Origin of the sequence: Lactobacillus sp. ESL0230, assembly GCF_003692805.1 — a bacterium.
GTDB classification, from domain to species: domain Bacteria; phylum Bacillota; class Bacilli; order Lactobacillales; family Lactobacillaceae; genus Lactobacillus; species Lactobacillus bombicola.
The window spans coordinates 39785-57588 of the sequence record NZ_REHI01000003.1 but is presented as its reverse complement, the minus strand read 5'-3'; the positions used below and the strand labels follow the sequence as shown (position 1 = coordinate 57588).

Sequence of the window (17804 nt, the reverse complement as noted above, 5' to 3'; positions counted from 1 at the left end):
TAAAATTTAATTTTTTTGCCTAAATTTTATAAGCAATCCATCTAAATAGCTTACATACTTATTAGTATCATTAATTCGCATAATATGATTTCTTTCACGGAAAAATAATAATGATTGGTAACCTCCTAATTCAATTGCACATTTCTATTCGTTTATGAATTTAGTATATGTTTAAAAAACAAGTAAAATAAAAAATGGCGTACTCGACAATTTTCAGTCAAATAGGTCATTTTTAGTTTTTTGTATAAATTCTTTTAATTGTTCACTATATTCTTCCATACCAATCAAATTAAAAAAATCAATTATAATCTGACAATCTTCCTTCCCATTTTTTTGTGGCTGATAATGACTAGTAATTAAGCTCTTAAAAAAGCTATCGCACCTCGGTAAAATGTCAGATCGGGATTTATATCAATTTGCTGAGCAGCTTCAATAAAAAATATTGTTTCATCATATCTATCTGCTTTAATGCAAAACATTAGTAAATTACTGATAATACTCAAAATCGCCTTTTGAACGGCTATGTCACTATCATTTTTAAAATGATTAATTAATCTTTTTGAAAGCATTAAATTGCTATCGAGATCATAAAAACTCATGAAATTGCAGTAAAGATATAAATTATCTCGATCAAAGTCTGAAATATTAAACAGGCGATTCTTAATTTGGGCTTTAGTTTGCTCATCTAAACCTGTAAAATCGTCATCTAGCAGTGCTATATAACCTGTAATAAAAGCAAGTTGCTCATCCTTATCAGGCAAGTCACTGCTGCTTATTGTTTGACGGACTTGTTTCAGTTCTACCTTTGAATGAAGATAGAATGCTTCTATATTTGACCAATTATTTCTTTTTTGAATTCATAATTAGTTTTATCTTTTTTATCCAGCTTATTAAAAAAATCTATTGCTAATATTTTATTATAATGAAGTAACGCAAGTAAATCTTCTACAGTTATCCGATGGATATTTTTCTCAACTTTGGCATAAAAGAAAGGACTTATTATATTTCCTATCCACTGCTTCTGTGTTTTCATTTGTGCTACCCGATACTTTTTCAGCAGTTCACCAATACTCATTTTTATTACCTCTTTATGATTGCTATCTCAAATATATTTTACTCCGCTTTAATCCACCATACCAAAGCAACTTAACCTAATGTACATTAAGCGCAGTAGCGCCAAAAGGCGGTTGCAGAGGACTGAAAAATGCGCGTTAAAATACCTTGTGAATTTTAATAGCAAAAAGAAAGACTGAATTAATAGTCTTCCTTTTTTCCTGGCGAGCTAATTTCACAATTATATCAATTCAAAAACAGCTCAGAAATTCCGAGCTGCCTCTGCTATTTTACTTGAGTAACTTATCAAGTATGACAATAATGTCGCTTAATACTTGCTCTGTCTTAGTTAAGACTAAGTAAAATAATACTAAGGTAAATATGTCTAACACGCTTTTTCACCTCCTTTACGGAAAGCCAGTCAACTTTCCCAGATGGTGCACATAACGTGCTTATTCATTTTACCAGAATTGGCAATCATGTTATACTTAGGTCACTAAGGTCGTATGTTTAACATGCAACATGACGTGCAAAGCAAGTTCAGTCACTTGCAAGACGTCTGAGCGATCCCAAAAGGATTGCTTTTTTTGTTTCTTTTTTTAAAAGAAAATCGTGGCCAAAAAGGCCACGACTAGACGATAAAAAATAAGCATTAGTCCCGCCGACTTTTGCTTATTTTTTTCGTTGCTAATTTCAATTAAATATCCAACAATCTAAGCTTTAGCTTGTATCAAAAACGGTATTGCTTATACGGCCGTATAAGCAATCATGATTTTACCTAAGGCTAAAGTCAGAAGGCTGTATATCTAGTCAAAAATGGAGTAAAAAAGCACATGTATCAATAATACTTTGTCAAAAATTGGTTTAAAGTCCCTTTCATACGATTCAGCACTTTAAAGTGCTTTTTATCTTTAATTTTTATTAATGTCGGAACACTTTCAACCTTATATTTTTTTCGTTCCTTTTTTAAAAAATTATTACTATCTGTTTTTTCAGTATTAATGTAATAAATATTTATTCCCCTTTTTTTACTGAGCTCTGCTAATCCTGGGACGAAAGCTCTGCAATAAGGACAAGAAGCTTTTCCCCAAAATACATAAATGATTCTTTTGTTTTTTTTATCAAGTAATTTATTTATTTTTTTAGGAGAAATTTTAATAAAAGTTTTGGTAGCCTTTTGATACTCTGTATTTTGATATCGTAACACTAATTCACTGTTATCTCTATATCCAGCATTTTCAGTATCATCAATTTCAGTTGCCTTCGTATTTTGAAAATTACAATTAAGCACAGATAGGCATAACTGTATCAAAATAACTATATTGATAAATGCCCTTTTCATAATTATTGCCCCTTTATATATTTTTATATTAATTTATATTGATTTTATTACAAACCTGTACTATATTATAATCAGAAAGAGGTTAAAGTTTCAAACTTTCAAACGTTCAAACGTTCAAACTTTTATTTTAATTATAGAAAGAAGAATAAATATGAAGCATTTAATAACCTTACTGTCATCAGCTGCTGTGTGCGTTTCGATGCTCGCAGTACCAGCTACAACAGTATCTGCAGCAACAACTACCCCTGCTCAATCAACAGCAACGAGCAATCAGCTATCTAAAGCAGAAACTGAAACTCTTAATGCTGCTATTAAAGGGTCTCTAATTACTTATCCAGATTCATCCGGCGTTGCCCAAGTCAAAATTGTAGATAAAAATTATTTAGCACAATCCTTAAAGCAAACAAATCTTAAAGTGACTGTAGAAGATGTACAATCTGCATTAGATAAAGTTAATGAATATGCTAAAAATCATCCAGACGAATTTACTTATGAAAATCCACTTTTAAGAAAGAAAGTTAAGCATCATACAGCTTGTTCAAACACAATGTTTCTTGGAGGAACAGGTACTAGTGTAGCGTGGGCGGTTGGATCTGCCGTTGCAGGAGCTACCGGTCTTGGAGCAGCATTAGTTGGTGTTGGACTAAGTACCATTTGGGGAATTGGAGGACTGTTCTGCTAAAGAGAGGAACACGTAATGAAAAAACTAGCTAATAAATATTTTTTAACAATTATGTTCTTTCTAATATTTTCAATAAATACTAGTTTGAGTCCCATCTTTTCACATTCTAGATTTAGTAGAATCTGGGGGCTATGGTTTGTTATATTTTCTACATTTACAATGTTTGCTAACGAATATTTAGCTAATAATGCTAAAGTTAACATTAGTAAAAGAAAGTTGAAAGTTACAGCCGGTATTGTATCGTTAATTATTATTTTGGCAGTTTTTTTATTCTTTGGATTTTGGACTGATTGGAGTTACCTTTAAAGTTGTCTAAAAGCATACAAAAAAAGCACTGGGATTAATTCCTAGTGCTTTTTTATATAATACTTTAAGTTCTATTTTTCGAAAATTGCTACTAAAAACAGTATGGGGAAAGCTAATAAAATGAAAAAACAAATAACTTCTATACCAAATACGAAGCTTATCACCATCTCTACACTACTCAACATTTTACCGGTTTCGCGTTTCAATCTCAATTTAATTATAATATGGAAGTTGATTTTTTTAGTCAATCTTCTAATCGATAATTATGCTAATCGTGCTGAAACGCCTGTATTAACCAGAAAGAGAAGAATTTGGGACTATATTTAGTTACGCTCTTTTGAAATATATAAAAAAGCATTGAAACCTATGATTCAATGCTTCTCGTGTATCTACTTAAACAATTTTACTAATTCTTTCAAAATGCCTGTTACAGCATTTAAAAGCTTAGTTGCTTGATTAAGTATGATACAAATGAAAACTAACTAACTAGATTTCTAGCAGTTAAACGTGCAAACAAGCTGATTACTTGTTAGCCGTCTGAGCGATCCCCAAAAGGGGCGCTTTTTTGTTTCTTTTTTTAAAAGAAAATCGTGGCCAAAAAGGCCACGACTAGACGATAAAAAATAAGCATTAGTCCCACCGACTTTTGCTTATTTTTTTCGTCATGAAATTTTAGGCATTACGCAGTTTTGCCAAAATTTAATTAAGCAGAAATTGTGCTAGCTTTTTCTGCTTCTCACCCTGCGGAAAGGCGTTTGATGTAGCGATATAAACTTAACGCATGTCACATATCCAAAAATTGGCAAGCTGCCAAAAAGATTTTGAACAAAATAACCTTAATTTGCAGGTTTACAATGCGATGATACACATGGACGAACTGGGTTCGAGCATTCAAAATGCGCACAGCAGGGAGTAACCGTTAAGCCGAGCCGTCTAACTGAACTAGCACGTAAATATGACATTGAACGTGAACCAAGCTTAGCCTATCAATTAAAAAACGTCCACGAATACCAGCAGGCTATGCGTGCCGTTGAATAAGCTCAAACCTTAGCTCTGCAACAAAAAAATAAAAGTGTTGCATTAGCAGTTGAATTAACTAATCAAAAAATCGTTAACCAAGAATTAGACCACCAAATCTAGCACATACCCAAAAAATACTTAATCTAAAGTTGTAGAGCATATTAGGCAACATTTTTACCAACAATAACCTAACTCAAGTCGCCTTGAACACCACTAAGTTCATCAATACGTTTTGACCGTTGTGGGGAACACTTCCTTAGGTTCAAATTGACTTAAGGTATTTTTCTGGAACACCCACACACATAGGGAACACTGGGCGGAAAATGACTATGCGCCCAGTCGTTAAGGATCACCCCCACATACGTGGGGAACACTTGATATTACCGACAAGGAAGGTACGACAGCCAGGATCACCCCCACATACGTGGGGAACACACGAAACCCCACCTTCTGCTCGTGTCACATCCAGGATCACCCCCACATACGTGGGGAACACTGGTATTGCGCCAACTGTAACTCGCGTTTATGGGGATCACCCCCACATACGTGGGGAACACTATTTGACCAGCATATCTGCACTAATTTTAGGAGGATCACCCCCACATACGTGGGGAACACCCAACAGAGCATGGTAGTAATGTATACAATCAAGGATCACCCCCACATACGTGGGGAACACAAGTTATTGAGCCAACTGTGCCTACAGAAATCAGGATCACCCCCACATACGTGGGGAACACTTCTTCGCATTAGCTAGACTAGTTGCGGTCTTGGGATCACCCCCACATACGTGGGGAACACAAAAGCTAACTTTCAGCTTACAGGGAAAATCGAGGATCACCCCCACATACGTGGGGAACACACTCATGCTCTTCTTCAGCTTCTTTTGTATCGAGGATCACCCCCACATACGTGGGGAACACAAAATTGCATATCTACGCTATCGCGAACTTATAGGATCACCCCCACATACGTGGGGAACACTCGTTAATGTTTTTGAGTCGGCTCTGGCTAGTAGGATCACCCCCACATACGTGGGGAACACGGTACTATGATAGCTGAAGACCCACATGACTTAGGATCACCCCCACATACGTGGGGAACACCCAAACAGCGTGAATTAAATTCAGATATGAGTAGGATCACCCCCACATACGTGGGGAACACCAAAAATTTCAGCAACAGCAAGTGGATCAGACAGGATCACCCCCACATACGTGGGGAACACTTAGTTGTCTATTTGTAAGCGTACCTAAATTTAGGATCACCCCCACATACGTGGGGAACACAAAGAATTTAAAGCTTCATTAAGAGATTTTACAGGATCACCCCCACATACGTGGGGAACACTTTCTAATCTAAAAGATGATAACGCTGATTCCAGGATCACCCCCACATACGTGGGGAACACACACCGTGCAAAGCGTCAAAGTAAGCTAGTTGAGGATCACCCCCACATACGTGGGGAACACAGTACCAGTTAATAATTTTTGCTTTTGCATTTGGGATCACCCCCACATACGTGGGGAACACGTCATAGTATTTTTTAAGATTTCCAGCTGTTTGGGATCACCCCCACATACGTGGGGAACACTCTTGTAGCGTTGGTACAAAAGGAGCATTTTCAGGATCACCCCCACATACGTGGGGAACACTATTAGGCTTACCAGCTAACATTGGTGCTAACAGGATCACCCCCACATACGTGGGGAACACTGCTTGATTACCTGATTGGTATTTTTGCCTGGAGGATCACCCCCATATACGTGGGGAACACGTTGACTAACTCTAACCGCCAAGTAAGAGTTAAGGATCACCCCCATATACGTGGGGAACACAGTAAAAGATCCTTGTTATACCCTTATTTTTAAACTTTGATATTGCCATTTTCCATTAGTTTGTATAACAACTGCAACGTAGCCTTAGCATCAGATAGTGCATTATGTGGCTTGGAATTCTTAATATTATAAAAATCTAAAATAGTTGCCAAACGATAATTATCAATAAATTTTTCTGCTTTTTTAACTACAGGTAATAAATCTAAAGTTTCATTATCCGGTTCTTTTAAATTTACAGATCTATAGCCGGACATGAGAAAGGATAAATCAAACTGTAAATTATAGCCAATAATAGTGGCAGAACTAATAAACTCAGTTAGTTCTCTAAGAGCTCTATCTAAAGTAACCCCCTCTTTTTTCAATAATTCTAATGTTATGTCGGTTAATTCAGTTATCGTCTTTGGCACCGCAGTATCAACTTTAATTAATCTATAAAAACTATCATACTTTTTATCATTAATTTTTTTAACTGCTCCAATAGAAATAATTTGATTTTTATCTGGGTTTAGACCTGTTGTTTCGACATCAAGGGAGACAAAGTGTTTATTGGTTTTAGTTACTCTTGGCTTTTCAGACTTTTGTGCCACCATTCTAGCACGATGAAATTTAGCCGCATTGCTAAACCCATGTTTTTCAAAACCTGATACAGCAGTAGAATTAAGATGCATCATTAATGGAATGCCATCGAAATCAACAACTTTATACATTTTTCGTGTTGTCTTAATCTGATAACCTAATTCATTATTTGTATTATAAACCATTGTAGCTTCGCCATTGCCTATATTTTGAACTACTCTGTCCCATAGTAAATCACGAATTCTTGCACTCACATTGCCCACATAAACTCCAGTTTGAATTTCTTGATACCACTTAGTTAAATCTCCTCTCAAGGATGCTGGTACTTTGGTTAAAGTAATCACTATCATGTGTCATCTTCCTGATCTAGTTCATGATATTGAACCCCGAATTTTTGTAAGCCTAATTTGTCATCCCAAAGATTTATAACATCAATATTATTAATCTCATCAGTTACATTCAAAAGATTTTGTAAATCTTTTACCATTCTTACCAATAATTTACCATCTGTAAATGCATCCCGCATTGCCAATCTTGTTTTTGCAGCGATATCTTTATCATTGCCATATTTGGCCGTAATTTTAAACGCTACTGGAATTGAAAAATCTGCCTTGTACAGATCAGCAAAGTCATACACAAACGCTAAGTCGTGTCCCGTATGCACAAAACCTAAACCAGCAGAAGCACCCATTGCTACAATAACACTATAGCTTAAACCATACAAAGCCTGGTGCGCTTCTGTTAAAGCTTTATTAATTGGTGTCCCAGCTTCAAAATTATCAGGATTATATTCTCTTCTGGTCCATAAAACTCCCGTTGCCTGGGATTGCTCACGATAAATTTTTCGCACTCTACTGCCCTCTTTACCTCGCAATTCCTGCATCGTTAATCCTGATACATCTTCATTAGGGAAACGCATTTGATACATTTTTCGAGCTACCGCAATTCTTGATCGTGTATTAGAAACCAATTTTGCTTGTGCTTCAAGAAGTCTTGATGAATGATTCAAAGAACGCCCGTGAGCATATTGTCTTACACCTCGTTCTCCTACCCAAACAACAGCCATACCAGCAGTACCAATTAATTCCATGGCACGGTGTGTAATATCTACCCCAGGTCCGAGCATTAAGACACTCACGATTGCTGCCGGAACAAAAGCTGTTCCGCGACTATCAGTTATCATGAGTGCACTATCCTGCCGATTCAGCTTTGCATGTTCAAAATAAAGAAAAGTTAATCGATCCTTTACTCTCGCTAGCTCAGGTAAATCAGGTTTTCTGGCACCAAACTTTTCAGTCATTATTCTTCCCAGGTATCACTGTCATCAGACCCATACCAAATGCTTTTTCACGGCCAATGCCCTTTATTAATGCTTGTTTAAATTGATCTGCATCTTCTACACGTAACCGACCTTCAAAAGTTACTCTGCTAAGTCGCAGTCTACGTCCACTTCTATAAGATAATAATGGCCAATCGCGACTAACAATATCAAAAGTCGATTTATCAGTTGTAGTTCCCAATTGAAAACCTAATTTTTGAGAACGCTCAATTAACCATTTTCGTTGGTAATCTACCGTAATATGCGGAACAACTCGTCCCTGCTTTATACCTGGTTGAAGCACAGTATGAGTAGGATTAGCCGTTAATCTAAATTGCAGTAGTTGTCCCTGTTTTATGCTATTAAGCAGGCGATCATAGCTCTTAATCATGACTGTATCATGAACACCATAGCGTAAAAGTTGTCGTTTGTCAGGCATATTTTCACTTAATAATAATAGGTACTTTTTGCCTTGTAGCTGATCAATTCGCCATAAATGCCGTAATTTTTTGCCATTGTTAATTTCATCAGGAAAACTTTGCTCTACCCAATTGTGAAAAGCAGAAAGTTGCGTTAAATCTTTCGTTTTTTGCCGATTAGCGACATCAATTTGAACTCTCGATAAGTACATCTCTGCTCCTTTCTATAACGGCGACATCGCATCATGCTGCGTATTTTGCTTAAAAAGCGGATTACGTAATTCAACCTGTGTTGTGGTAATAGGGCGTGACTTATACTGGCGCACTTTTGAATCAAGTGAAAGTACGTGATCCTTGACCAAACTTGTTCTGTTAGTAGACAGCAGATTAGCATCAGCAACGACTTGAATTTTTATCAATTCATCAGCGCTATGTCTTCTTTGATACCAATTAGAAGCCTGCCAAGGTAAAGCTTTTAATGCCGTAACAGGATCTTTATCAGGAAATTCAGTTATCTGTAATACTCCTGCTGGTGAATTTGCACGACGTCCTAAAAATAAGGCATAACGAGGATGTTTTAGAGCATATTTAATGCGATCAATATCGTCTGGGTCTCCGCCAATGGCCACCACAAAAACAGCATCCTGAAGATATTCGCGATAGGTAATTTTTCGTGTACCAGTTTTCCATTCAACGGTTTGGAAATCCGTTAATATTTTACCTGGCTGGTCAATGCGTACGGCAAATTGTAATTTATTTAATTCTTGCACTCGTTCGTCATCACGGCTATATCCTAAAGCGGCAGCAATCATGCCGATTATTGCACTTTTTGAAGGATAATCACCTGATGTACGTCTTTCAAAGGTTGCTTCATTGCCATAAGACTGCAATGGTGCCGTTAGTCTAATTGTTAATGTTTTCATCTGCTATTGCCTTTGTTAAAGCGGTAGTAATCTGCTCAATTAACTCAGTCAACTTATCAACTTGGTTGAATTTTTTATCTTTTGCTAAGTCAACTTGCGATAACGTGATGTTAAATAAGGGTTCATCGACTAGTTGGTTAGCAGACTTATATGCATTTTGCAATTTTTCAATTGACTTTTTGACATAACCATTTTGCGTAGTTACCGGTTCTTCAAATGCAGATATTAAATTCACCGGCGTATCCGTACGTAAAGTCAGCATAATATAATTTGGCAAGGTTTTGTTAGCAAAGGTATTTTGCTTTCCCGTTGGCATTGCCAAAATAAAGGCTTTAATAAACGCTGCGATGCTTTCAAGAGCATCTTTTTGGTCAAGATTCTTAATTAAGTCTTTAACATTAATGTTGGCATAGCGATACAAAGTAGCCGAATCATATTCAATCGTTCCCAGCATTGCCGCACCACTGGTGTCATCTGCTTGTAAGTCATCAAGGGCGGTAAAGTAATCATATTCTGGCACGATTTCGTGGGTTGAGATTACATGCGCTACTTGAGCTGATGCATCAACATTTAGCTCCGGATTATCTGCCACCATACGACCAAACAAGGCTAAATCTAATGAATTATCTTCCTTGAAAATTTGCTTGATTGCTTGTTTATCATCTTTATTGTCAATTTTATCATGATTAAGAGCATATTCTGCTAATTTATTAATCTGTCCCGGACTAACAAATAACAAAGCACCAGTTGCCATTTTACCAGTATCTTTATCTTTTTTAACTTTAATACCAGCAGCAGTCAAAATAGCAACAGCTTTATCCATAGCCGTTTTTTCATCTAGACTAGTGTCTAATTTTTGGATTTGCTTTGCTAGATATACAGCAATTTCTTTGGTTCTAGTTCCAATAGTGACCTTTTCTTTTTTAAAGTAATTACGCATTGCTCTTTTCCAGCTTTGAGATGAAACACGAGCACGTGTAACTCCACCATAAAACGCTGTTTTAGGTGCGCCGGTATCATCACGGTTAATATTGGATGATGGTACTGTCTGGAGCACATTAAAATCTAAAAATAAATTCTTTTCATTCATTATAATTACTTCCCTTCACTTAAATCATTATTATGGCCAAAATATTCTTCACCCCATGCTAATCTGACCTCATTAGCACAATGATAATTCCATTGAAATTTATATAAATCTTGCGCGAGCATGGGAAAATCAATCTCTAATGTCTTATTATCATTACTCTTTAGTATTTCTACTAGATGAACTAAAGAATTCAATACGCTGTCAATATTTGTTGTTGCCAGCAACACCTGTACACGCCGATCTAATGCTTGTTTTACTTTCTCGTCTTGTCTTAGTTTGGCAAGCGCCGTAAAGAAGCTAACACCAGCCGATGTGTTTTCTTCTTTTACTGAAACAAACTTATCTTGGCCCTGTTGAAAAATCGCATAAAAACGTATATCAGCATAAACAGCAACTTCACCTGCTGTTGGTTTACCATTTTGACTCAAGTATTTGTGGGGTAAATAATCCATTATGATTGGCCAGGCCTTTTGTGCCTTAGGACTAGTAAGCTTAGAAGCCCCCCTTAATGCCGCCAGAGTTGCTTTATCAAGATCACCGTTATTATAAAGCCGCTCAATAATTTTATTAGTTACTGCTTTAATTTTATAATCATCTGCCATAAATTATTTCTACCTACCTTTCTTTAAATCTAAATTCACATTAAATTTAAATTGATCCATGAGTATAAAAATATTTTGTAACCCATGTTCGGTAATGATACCTTTGATATCTCGAGATGAACTAGTATCAACTACTTTTTGCCCTGCATTAAAAGCGTAATTGCGTAATTGGTTTTGCCAAGCAATTATTTTCGGGTCACGTTCATCTTCATCAGTTAAGCTGGCTAGCCAATTTTTAAATGGTTCATTCAAACCATAGTAAAATTGTGCACTTAATTGATTAGCAAATCCTGTGAGACCATCTTTTTGAAATCCGCGCATTTTACCAAGATTACGGGCAAATATCCAAAAATCCTGCCCAATTTTCTGGGTAAGATCAATTACTTGTTCGATCCTTGCCGGCCAATAGTAAACATTATTTGTATCAAATAAAACACCGATATCAATACTCATATCATCATAAAGCTCTGCAGTTGGCGACTGCGATGTTGCATTGCCATCATCAATTAAGTCGATTGATACTAAAGTTAGCAATCTATTGCGGGTAATTAGTTGATTTTCTTTAAGTAGCCGCAGCCACTTAATAACGCCGGGTTCTTGGGTATCATTAGCGGTCTGAACATTGACATAATTACTAAAATTACGCCACATTGACTTACTTAAAGTCTTTAAGCTTCTAGCTGCTGGTCGATATTTACCCGTTTTGTCGTCTTGATGCCAGACAGTCATTGGTTCAATAAAAGCATTGGTACTGTCAATTTTGGGTAATCCTGCACTAAAAATTGTTGGTTGCCCATCTTCGCTCCACTCAAAATGCAAAACTCGCGCCCAGCTCGTATAAAGTTCTGCAAGATTATCGGGCAGGTTCCCTGTTTGCCGCTCAGAAATATACGCTTTGGCACTGGCAAATTCCCAGACAGGTCTTTCTAAAGCAATTTTTTGTTCACCTTGATTATAGAGAACCAAGTTAAGCATTAATGTCTCAAAAATACTTTTCCCACTGATCAGAACTGGATTTAACTTATAAAGCCAACCGGGAGAAACGGAAAACTTCTCACTAGCAGTAATCTTAGTTTTATCAGTTACCCCAGTGTAGTTCTGATAGGTAATAACCCACCGAACTAATTCATCAATTGGCATTTCATTTTTATATTCACCAGCTTTGGGTGAGAACAAGGCAGGCGAATTATTACTTTCAGAAACTCGTCGATTAATTTGTTTAATTGCTACCGTGCCTTTACCCTTAGCTACTGACTTATTTGCTGGCACCAAACTGTCGTATTCTTCTTTGGTTGCTTGGTAAAAAGGATGTTTACCAAAAAAGTCAAACCGATCTGAATAATATTTTAAGTACTCAATTACCAAATCAGAAAATTGTCCCTTTTGGTATAATTCGTGCCAAGTTGTTAATGTATCTTCCTCGATGTCTTCTTCATCATAATCTTCATCAAATTTAGCGTCAGAGCCAAATTGATCAGTACCTTCTATTAGCCAATCATATAGCTGGCCAGCTGCATCAAAACGCGAATAAACGGTTGTTAAAATTGCTAATAATAAGCGCATAATTGCTAAATTTTGGACACGCATCTCTCCTGCTAATTGCCGATATTGATGTGCATTTTTAAATAAATCTATTAACGAAACTTTTAATTCTTGATTGGTGTCGCTGACAATTACCTTAATCCAAGGATCAGTAGTCAAATTAAATTTTCTTTCAATCATGGTCATCCTCCCTTGTATAACTCAAGCCAAACTTTTTAGAATATTCCATATTCCACTTACCAACCTTAGCCGACAGCTTATCATCTAATGGGAGTACTAAGGCTCCATTTAGCCAAACACTATTGTTCCAATTATCATGATAATGCTTGGTTTTATTCTCAAGCGTCCCGATTAATTGTTCAACTTCTTTTGGATATGTAGTTAAGGCTGACGGTAATTTGATTACTTGTTCAGCAATTTCATAATCTGGTACTGTATCTAACTTACGTCCATCTAATAGGAAATCGCCCTGAGAGGTATGTTTAATTAAGACTACCTCAATTGTTTCTTGAATATCACGGACAGCAGCGCTTGCCTTTTGCTCATCTTTATCAACATTTCCTTGTTTACGATCAAGCCAGCCAGTAATTGCTTCTTTTTTGGGCTTACCAATTTGAAATCTTGTTGCTTTGCCTTGCTCATTTGCAATATAATGTTCAAAGTTAGCTTTAGGTGTTTTGATTTCCTTGATTTCAGCATCTGTTTCAGCGTCATAAACTTTTTGGACAAGATCAGATATATCATTAGGTAAAATAATCTGGTTCTTTAAAAAATAATCGGTCTTCAGCAATAGATACTGCTGATAAATACTTTGATTAGCCTTGCCATAATCACCCAAACAATTAATTCCCATCACAAATAACTGGGGCGTTGCTAGTAACTTGGGCCGTTTAATGTTGTGCCGGTGCAACCGTCCTGCACGTTGCAACAGCAAATCCATCGGGGCGATATCTGTATAAAGAACATCAAAGTCAATATCAAGTGATTGCTCCAGCACTTGCGTTCCGATTACAACCAATTTTTTAGGTCGAATAGCATTTTTTCCAATTGTTTTTTGCAATCTTTCTTCCTGCTTGCCCCGCTCGGCCGCTAAAAATGCAGAATGTAGCACTAAGCATTCAACCCCTTTGCGTCCCACTATTTTAGCAAGTGCTTGCGCCCGTTTAACCGTATTTACAATTATTCCGGCAACACCACCACCGCTTATTTTGTCTAAAACATGATCGATCAGTTCTTCATCAGCTAAATTAAGTCTGGTCACCTGCAATTTTTGCTGCTTCTGATCACTTTGCCCGGGAAAATCAGAAAATTGCTTTAATTGCCCATTATCTAAAATGCTGAGCAGCGGATAAGCTTGCGTTTTTTCCCAATCGGCTGGCCCTTTAAAATTATGCTTATATTTTTTACCATACTTTCCGCCTAAATAGGCTTTAATTAATTTTTGTCTTTTTTCTTGCGGTAGCGTTGCCGACAAAATCACCAGTGGTACATGATAGGCTCCCAGCCATGTAATTGCCTTATACAAATACTGGCTCATATAAGCATCATAAGCATGAACTTCATCAATTATCACCACTTTACCGCTAAAACCCAAATGTTTTAAGAAGAGGTGACGCTGCTTTAGCGCCATTGACAGTAAGTTATCAATTGTTCCAACCGTAAACTTAGTTAAAATCGATTTTTTTCCTGAAAACCACGAATTAACTGTTACAGCGCCCGCTGTGTCAACATTTTCCGCATCAGGTAATTGTTTATAAACTTTATTGAATTGGGCCTTACTATGCATTAATTTAATCGGAAAATTTTCTTTTTGCTTTTCAGCTAATTTTTCTATCCATTGATCAACCCGGTTAAACATGGCATTACTTGTAGCTTGTGTTGGCAAGCCGATAAAGACGCCATCTTCTTTACAAAGATAGGCTAATTGTTCCGCCGCCACTAAGGCCAGTTCTGTTTTACCCAAACCCATTGGAGCTTCAACAATGATCATTTCTGGATCTATAGTTTCACCAATTGCTTTTGTTGCTACTTTTTGGACAGGACGTGCGTTAAACCCCCAGCGTTCTTGATATGGATCCGTCATTTTATTTATTTTTTGCGGTTGCCATGTACCATTTAATAACCAATTATGCATTGCCTTCGTAAACCGCTGCTCCATATCCAAATCAGCCCATGATTGTTCCAGACTGATTAAGGGAAAGAGTTCCTTCCCATTTCTGGTATATTCACTTGAAGCTAACCAATCGGCTGTAATAAGCAAGCCCTCTAAAATAACTGCTTCTGGCTGAGTAATCGTAGGAATCTCGCTAACATCACTGTAACCGGAACTTACTAAAGCATAATCAAATAACTCTCGTTGTACCTGCTTCCACGGCTGTTTCAAAGTTTCATCTTGATCGCTTTGATAATAATTTGATGTATTGGCAGTCAAATCATTACTTGGCGAATCAGTTTCAGGCTTTCCATGATGACCACCAATTAAAGCTGCAACCGTGTCAGGAACTTGAAACTCCAATAAAAGGGCTTCTCCAGCCCTATTATGAGGTGATAGATTGCGTGAAGCCAATTCCAACTGATCCAATTTAGAAAAACCACTTCTAACTAAATTTTCGATTAAATCGTTATCTAAAGTCTGAGCTCGATCATATGATTCTTTAGTTTGAAAAGCCGGTGTAGCCTTGCCAATGTCGTGGGTAAATCCCAAAAACTTAATCAATTTATGAATTTCCTCATCAGTCAAGTTTTGGGTTAAAAATTCTTGTTGTCCTTGGCTAAGCCATTGATTATAGAGAAAATTAATAACCTTTTGGGTATCAGTTAAATGGGCAACTAAGGGCAACCACAATAGTTGTCCATCTTTAACTTTCTTCTTACCCCATAAAGACAAACACCTTTTAGATAACTTTTCCATTTTACTTAATCCATTTCTTATTTTAATCATTACACTTGTTTGTATAAAACATATAGTATGATATGCATATCAGCATAAAATAATTTTATTCTTAATTAGAAAACGTTGTCAATGTTATTTAGGACATAATTATTAATTTACTTAACAGGCTTGTTTCATAAACAATATCATTAAAAGAATTTAGCCAGATTATGAAGAAGCAATCAGAAAATATAGTAACTTCTATAATAACAAAAGACTCAAATGAAACTTAAAAGGACTGACCTCGATTGCATATCGAAAATCAGTCCTAAATTAAAATTTAATAATTGCTCCTAATTTTGGCCTCCATATCATTTGATAGTAATGACCTTCTGTCTTTTTAAATTTCATTAGCTCTGCAACAAAAAATAAAGGTATTGCATTAGCAGTTGAATTAACTGATCAAAAAATTATGCAACAAAAACAGCAATTACATAATAGCCGAGATAAAAGTTGATCGGCTTAAAAAGATTTCTGATACTTCTAACTAAAAAAATCACCATAAAACCTGGTGGTCAAAGTTATTCCTACAGATGATATAATATCTTCAAGCTTGTTTAGGCATTAAATATACTATAATACAATTAAATACATCAATTTAATTATTAGTTGAAAAGGGGTTTCTAATGAAAATTACGAAAAAATTTAGTATTGGACTTGCTGTCGTTTCTTTGATTGCAAGTCACTTTTTAGTAAATACTAATCAACCACAATCCATACAAGCAGCAAAACAAGTATCTAAAGGGAAAATCACTTTTATCAAAAATGATTATCTTTATGACAAATTTGGCCATAAAATTAAAGTTAAAAGGAATACATCACCTGATCCTTTTATGACCGATCAGCAAGGTTACAAAATAATTTATACCTATGAAGATTCAGACTTTAATTACTATGCAATAAACAAAATTAACGGTCAAAAATATTATGATCTTGGCGGTGGCAATTACGTAAATGCCGCAGTTGTTAGGGACGTCAACAAAAAAGATACTAAAAAAGGTAAGCTTGTATTGGCAAACAAGTCATTAATTTATACTGCCAAGGGTAAACCTACCGGACAGAGTCTTGCACAAAATGCAATTGTTACTTATTATGGCAAAGTCAGACCAACCACAACGATGCCTAAATATTTCTTTTATGATGAAGATCTTAATAAGCAAAAACAAATATTTTATTTACCGACTAAAACGATTAGTAATAAGCAATATTATGCTTTAGGACACAATCGTTATCTTCGTGCAGATAATATTGCTAGTATTGATGGTCATATTGCTCGGTATAACGGGGTTAGCTCAGCAACTCTCCTTGCGACAGTCAAAACAAGTACGCTTTCTCAACATCAAACCCATCATCTGCTTAAAAAAGGACAAAAGATCAAAATTGATCTTGCGGTTATTCCTCTCTATCTAGACGGCTTTGAGGGATATAGCTATCGGCTACACGATTATCCCGACGAATACATTGATGAAACAGATATTACTTTTCGAAATGACTTACCAATTGTTGACTATACAGCGTTAGCTTTTAACCCCGTTACTCCAGTAACAGGAAATTCTATTAAGCTCTTTGATTTTACAGGTAATCCTAGTGGTATAAGTATTCAAACTACAAACAATAACTCAATTTTAATAGATGGTCTCTTTTATCTCTGGCTACCTAATGAACACAAAACAGAATTATTTTACCATTTCCTTAACTATGATAATCCCAAATTAATTAATGACCAAACACAACAACCACTGAAACAGAATGATTTACCAAATAATGTAGCGGCTAACTATAGTAACTATTTTATCAAAGCCAGTGATGTTCAGTTTAATAATCAAAATAAACTACAAATTCAAAACACAAAACAGCAAGCTCAAAATGATCAAGTTATTGCAACCAACGCTGATAAAAGTGAGCTACAAAAATTATTTATGAGTTTTGAAAATACTAATAAGGTAATTACCCGATATAGTAATTTAGAAGCTAATTATCGTAATGCTTTAACTAATGCTTCCCAAGTTTTACGTTCAAACAAGGCAACAATTGCCCAAGTTAATGAAGCAACTTGGCTGTTAGAAGCGACTAGTAAGCAATTAATTTCATTGGATTTCCCATTAGGTGATTAGAATTACTTAAATAACCAAAATAGGTTAACTTCTAATAAGTTAACCTA

General features: G+C 36.0%; 14 protein-coding genes and 1 CRISPR repeat array. Of the genes, 3 read left to right on the top strand and 11 right to left on the bottom strand.

The window, feature by feature from the left end:
* Positions 1-356 precede the first annotated feature (356 nt).
* The 3 genes from F5ESL0230_RS00595 to F5ESL0230_RS00585 all read right to left on the bottom strand — a co-directional run bounded on the left by F5ESL0230_RS00595 (position 357) and on the right by F5ESL0230_RS00585 (position 2395).
* The gene (locus tag F5ESL0230_RS00595) at positions 357-830 is read right to left on the bottom strand and encodes a hypothetical protein (protein ID WP_255409250.1); all 474 of its coding nucleotides are present in this window, start codon (positions 828-830) and stop codon (positions 357-359) included.
* Positions 827-1075: a hypothetical protein gene (locus F5ESL0230_RS00590; RefSeq protein WP_122021159.1), complete on the bottom strand. Its 249-nt coding sequence runs from the start codon at positions 1073-1075 to the stop codon at positions 827-829. Before F5ESL0230_RS00590 ends, F5ESL0230_RS00595 begins: the two co-directional genes overlap by 4 nt.
* A gap of 816 nt (positions 1076-1891) precedes the next feature.
* A complete protein-coding gene (locus F5ESL0230_RS00585) occupies positions 1892-2395 on the bottom strand; it encodes a thioredoxin family protein (protein WP_122021158.1) in 504 nt (167 codons plus the stop codon).
* 151 nt (positions 2396-2546) lie between these two features.
* Here F5ESL0230_RS00585 and F5ESL0230_RS00580 point away from each other — a divergent pair, with 151 nt between their 5' ends.
* Both F5ESL0230_RS00580 and F5ESL0230_RS00575 read left to right on the top strand, forming a co-directional pair.
* The gene (locus F5ESL0230_RS00580; RefSeq protein ID WP_122021157.1) at positions 2547-3077 is read left to right on the top strand and encodes a hypothetical protein; all 531 of its coding nucleotides are present in this window, start codon (positions 2547-2549) and stop codon (positions 3075-3077) included.
* 15 nt (positions 3078-3092) lie between these two features.
* The gene (locus tag F5ESL0230_RS00575; RefSeq protein WP_122021156.1) at positions 3093-3383 is read left to right on the top strand and encodes a hypothetical protein; all 291 of its coding nucleotides are present in this window, start codon (positions 3093-3095) and stop codon (positions 3381-3383) included.
* Between the two features lie 1365 nt (positions 3384-4748).
* A CRISPR array of direct repeats spans positions 4749-6241; the repeat unit is 29 nt; unit sequence AGGATCACCCCCACATACGTGGGGAACAC.
* Positions 6242-6270: 29 nt separating this feature from the next.
* Here the strand turns inward: F5ESL0230_RS00575 and cas2e are convergent.
* Genes cas2e through cas3 form a run of 8 tightly spaced genes read right to left on the bottom strand, consistent with a single transcriptional unit; the run spans position 6271 to position 15622 of the window.
* Positions 6271-7167, bottom strand: a complete 897-nt coding sequence (gene cas2e, locus F5ESL0230_RS00570) for a type I-E CRISPR-associated endoribonuclease Cas2e (protein WP_122021155.1) — start codon at positions 7165-7167, stop codon at positions 6271-6273.
* Complete coding sequence (gene cas1e / locus F5ESL0230_RS00565) at positions 7164-8117, bottom strand: type I-E CRISPR-associated endonuclease Cas1e (RefSeq protein ID WP_122021154.1); 954 nt, start codon at positions 8115-8117, stop codon at positions 7164-7166. Before cas1e ends, cas2e begins: the two co-directional genes overlap by 4 nt.
* Positions 8110-8766, bottom strand: coding sequence for a type I-E CRISPR-associated protein Cas6/Cse3/CasE (gene cas6e / locus F5ESL0230_RS00560; protein ID WP_122021153.1), 657 nt, complete (start codon positions 8764-8766; stop codon positions 8110-8112). Before cas6e ends, cas1e begins: the two co-directional genes overlap by 8 nt.
* 12 nt (positions 8767-8778) lie before the next feature.
* A complete protein-coding gene (cas5e, locus tag F5ESL0230_RS00555; RefSeq protein WP_122021152.1) occupies positions 8779-9477 on the bottom strand; it encodes a type I-E CRISPR-associated protein Cas5/CasD in 699 nt (232 codons plus the stop codon).
* Complete coding sequence (gene cas7e, locus F5ESL0230_RS00550; RefSeq protein ID WP_122021151.1) at positions 9458-10567, bottom strand: type I-E CRISPR-associated protein Cas7/Cse4/CasC; 1110 nt, start codon at positions 10565-10567, stop codon at positions 9458-9460. Before cas7e ends, cas5e begins: the two co-directional genes overlap by 20 nt.
* Before the next feature lie 5 nt (positions 10568-10572).
* Positions 10573-11169 (bottom strand): type I-E CRISPR-associated protein Cse2/CasB, encoded by a 597-nt coding sequence (casB, locus tag F5ESL0230_RS00545; protein WP_122021150.1) that lies wholly within the window; start codon positions 11167-11169, stop codon positions 10573-10575.
* Positions 11170-11178: 9 nt separating this feature from the next.
* Positions 11179-12891: a type I-E CRISPR-associated protein Cse1/CasA gene (locus tag F5ESL0230_RS00540; RefSeq protein WP_122021149.1), complete on the bottom strand. Its 1713-nt coding sequence runs from the start codon at positions 12889-12891 to the stop codon at positions 11179-11181.
* Entirely contained in the window at positions 12884-15622 is a 2739-nt protein-coding gene (gene cas3 / locus F5ESL0230_RS00535) for a CRISPR-associated helicase Cas3' (protein ID WP_122021148.1), read from the bottom strand. The genes F5ESL0230_RS00540 and cas3 overlap by 8 nt, the downstream gene beginning before the upstream one ends.
* 647 nt (positions 15623-16269) lie before the next feature.
* Here cas3 and F5ESL0230_RS00530 point away from each other — a divergent pair.
* Entirely contained in the window at positions 16270-17757 is a 1488-nt protein-coding gene (locus F5ESL0230_RS00530; RefSeq protein ID WP_122021147.1) for an SLAP domain-containing protein, read from the top strand.
* The last annotated feature ends 47 nt before the right edge of the window (positions 17758-17804 follow it).

What these genes read in the sequence shown, in the direction of transcription:
- F5ESL0230_RS00590 (WP_122021159.1), bottom strand. Translation starts at nt 1,075, where the DNA reads ATGAGTATTGGTGAACTGCTGAAAAAGTATCGGGTAGCACAAATGAAA.
- F5ESL0230_RS00585 (WP_122021158.1), bottom strand. Translation starts at nt 2,395, where the DNA reads ATGAAAAGGGCATTTATCAATATAGTTATTTTGATACAGTTATGCCTA.
- F5ESL0230_RS00580 (WP_122021157.1), top strand. Translation starts at nt 2,547, where the DNA reads ATGAAGCATTTAATAACCTTACTGTCATCAGCTGCTGTGTGCGTTTCG.
- F5ESL0230_RS00575 (WP_122021156.1), top strand. Translation starts at nt 3,093, where the DNA reads ATGAAAAAACTAGCTAATAAATATTTTTTAACAATTATGTTCTTTCTA.
- cas2e (WP_122021155.1), bottom strand. Translation starts at nt 7,167, where the DNA reads ATGATAGTGATTACTTTAACCAAAGTACCAGCATCCTTGAGAGGAGAT.
- cas1e (WP_122021154.1), bottom strand. Translation starts at nt 8,117, where the DNA reads ATGACTGAAAAGTTTGGTGCCAGAAAACCTGATTTACCTGAGCTAGCG.
- cas6e (WP_122021153.1), bottom strand. Translation starts at nt 8,766, where the DNA reads ATGTACTTATCGAGAGTTCAAATTGATGTCGCTAATCGGCAAAAAACG.
- cas5e (WP_122021152.1), bottom strand. Translation starts at nt 9,477, where the DNA reads ATGAAAACATTAACAATTAGACTAACGGCACCATTGCAGTCTTATGGC.
- cas7e (WP_122021151.1), bottom strand. Translation starts at nt 10,567, where the DNA reads ATGAATGAAAAGAATTTATTTTTAGATTTTAATGTGCTCCAGACAGTA.
- casB (WP_122021150.1), bottom strand. Translation starts at nt 11,169, where the DNA reads ATGGCAGATGATTATAAAATTAAAGCAGTAACTAATAAAATTATTGAG.
- F5ESL0230_RS00540 (WP_122021149.1), bottom strand. Translation starts at nt 12,891, where the DNA reads ATGATTGAAAGAAAATTTAATTTGACTACTGATCCTTGGATTAAGGTA.
- cas3 (WP_122021148.1), bottom strand. Translation starts at nt 15,622, where the DNA reads ATGGAAAAGTTATCTAAAAGGTGTTTGTCTTTATGGGGTAAGAAGAAA.
- F5ESL0230_RS00530 (WP_122021147.1), top strand. Translation starts at nt 16,270, where the DNA reads ATGAAAATTACGAAAAAATTTAGTATTGGACTTGCTGTCGTTTCTTTG.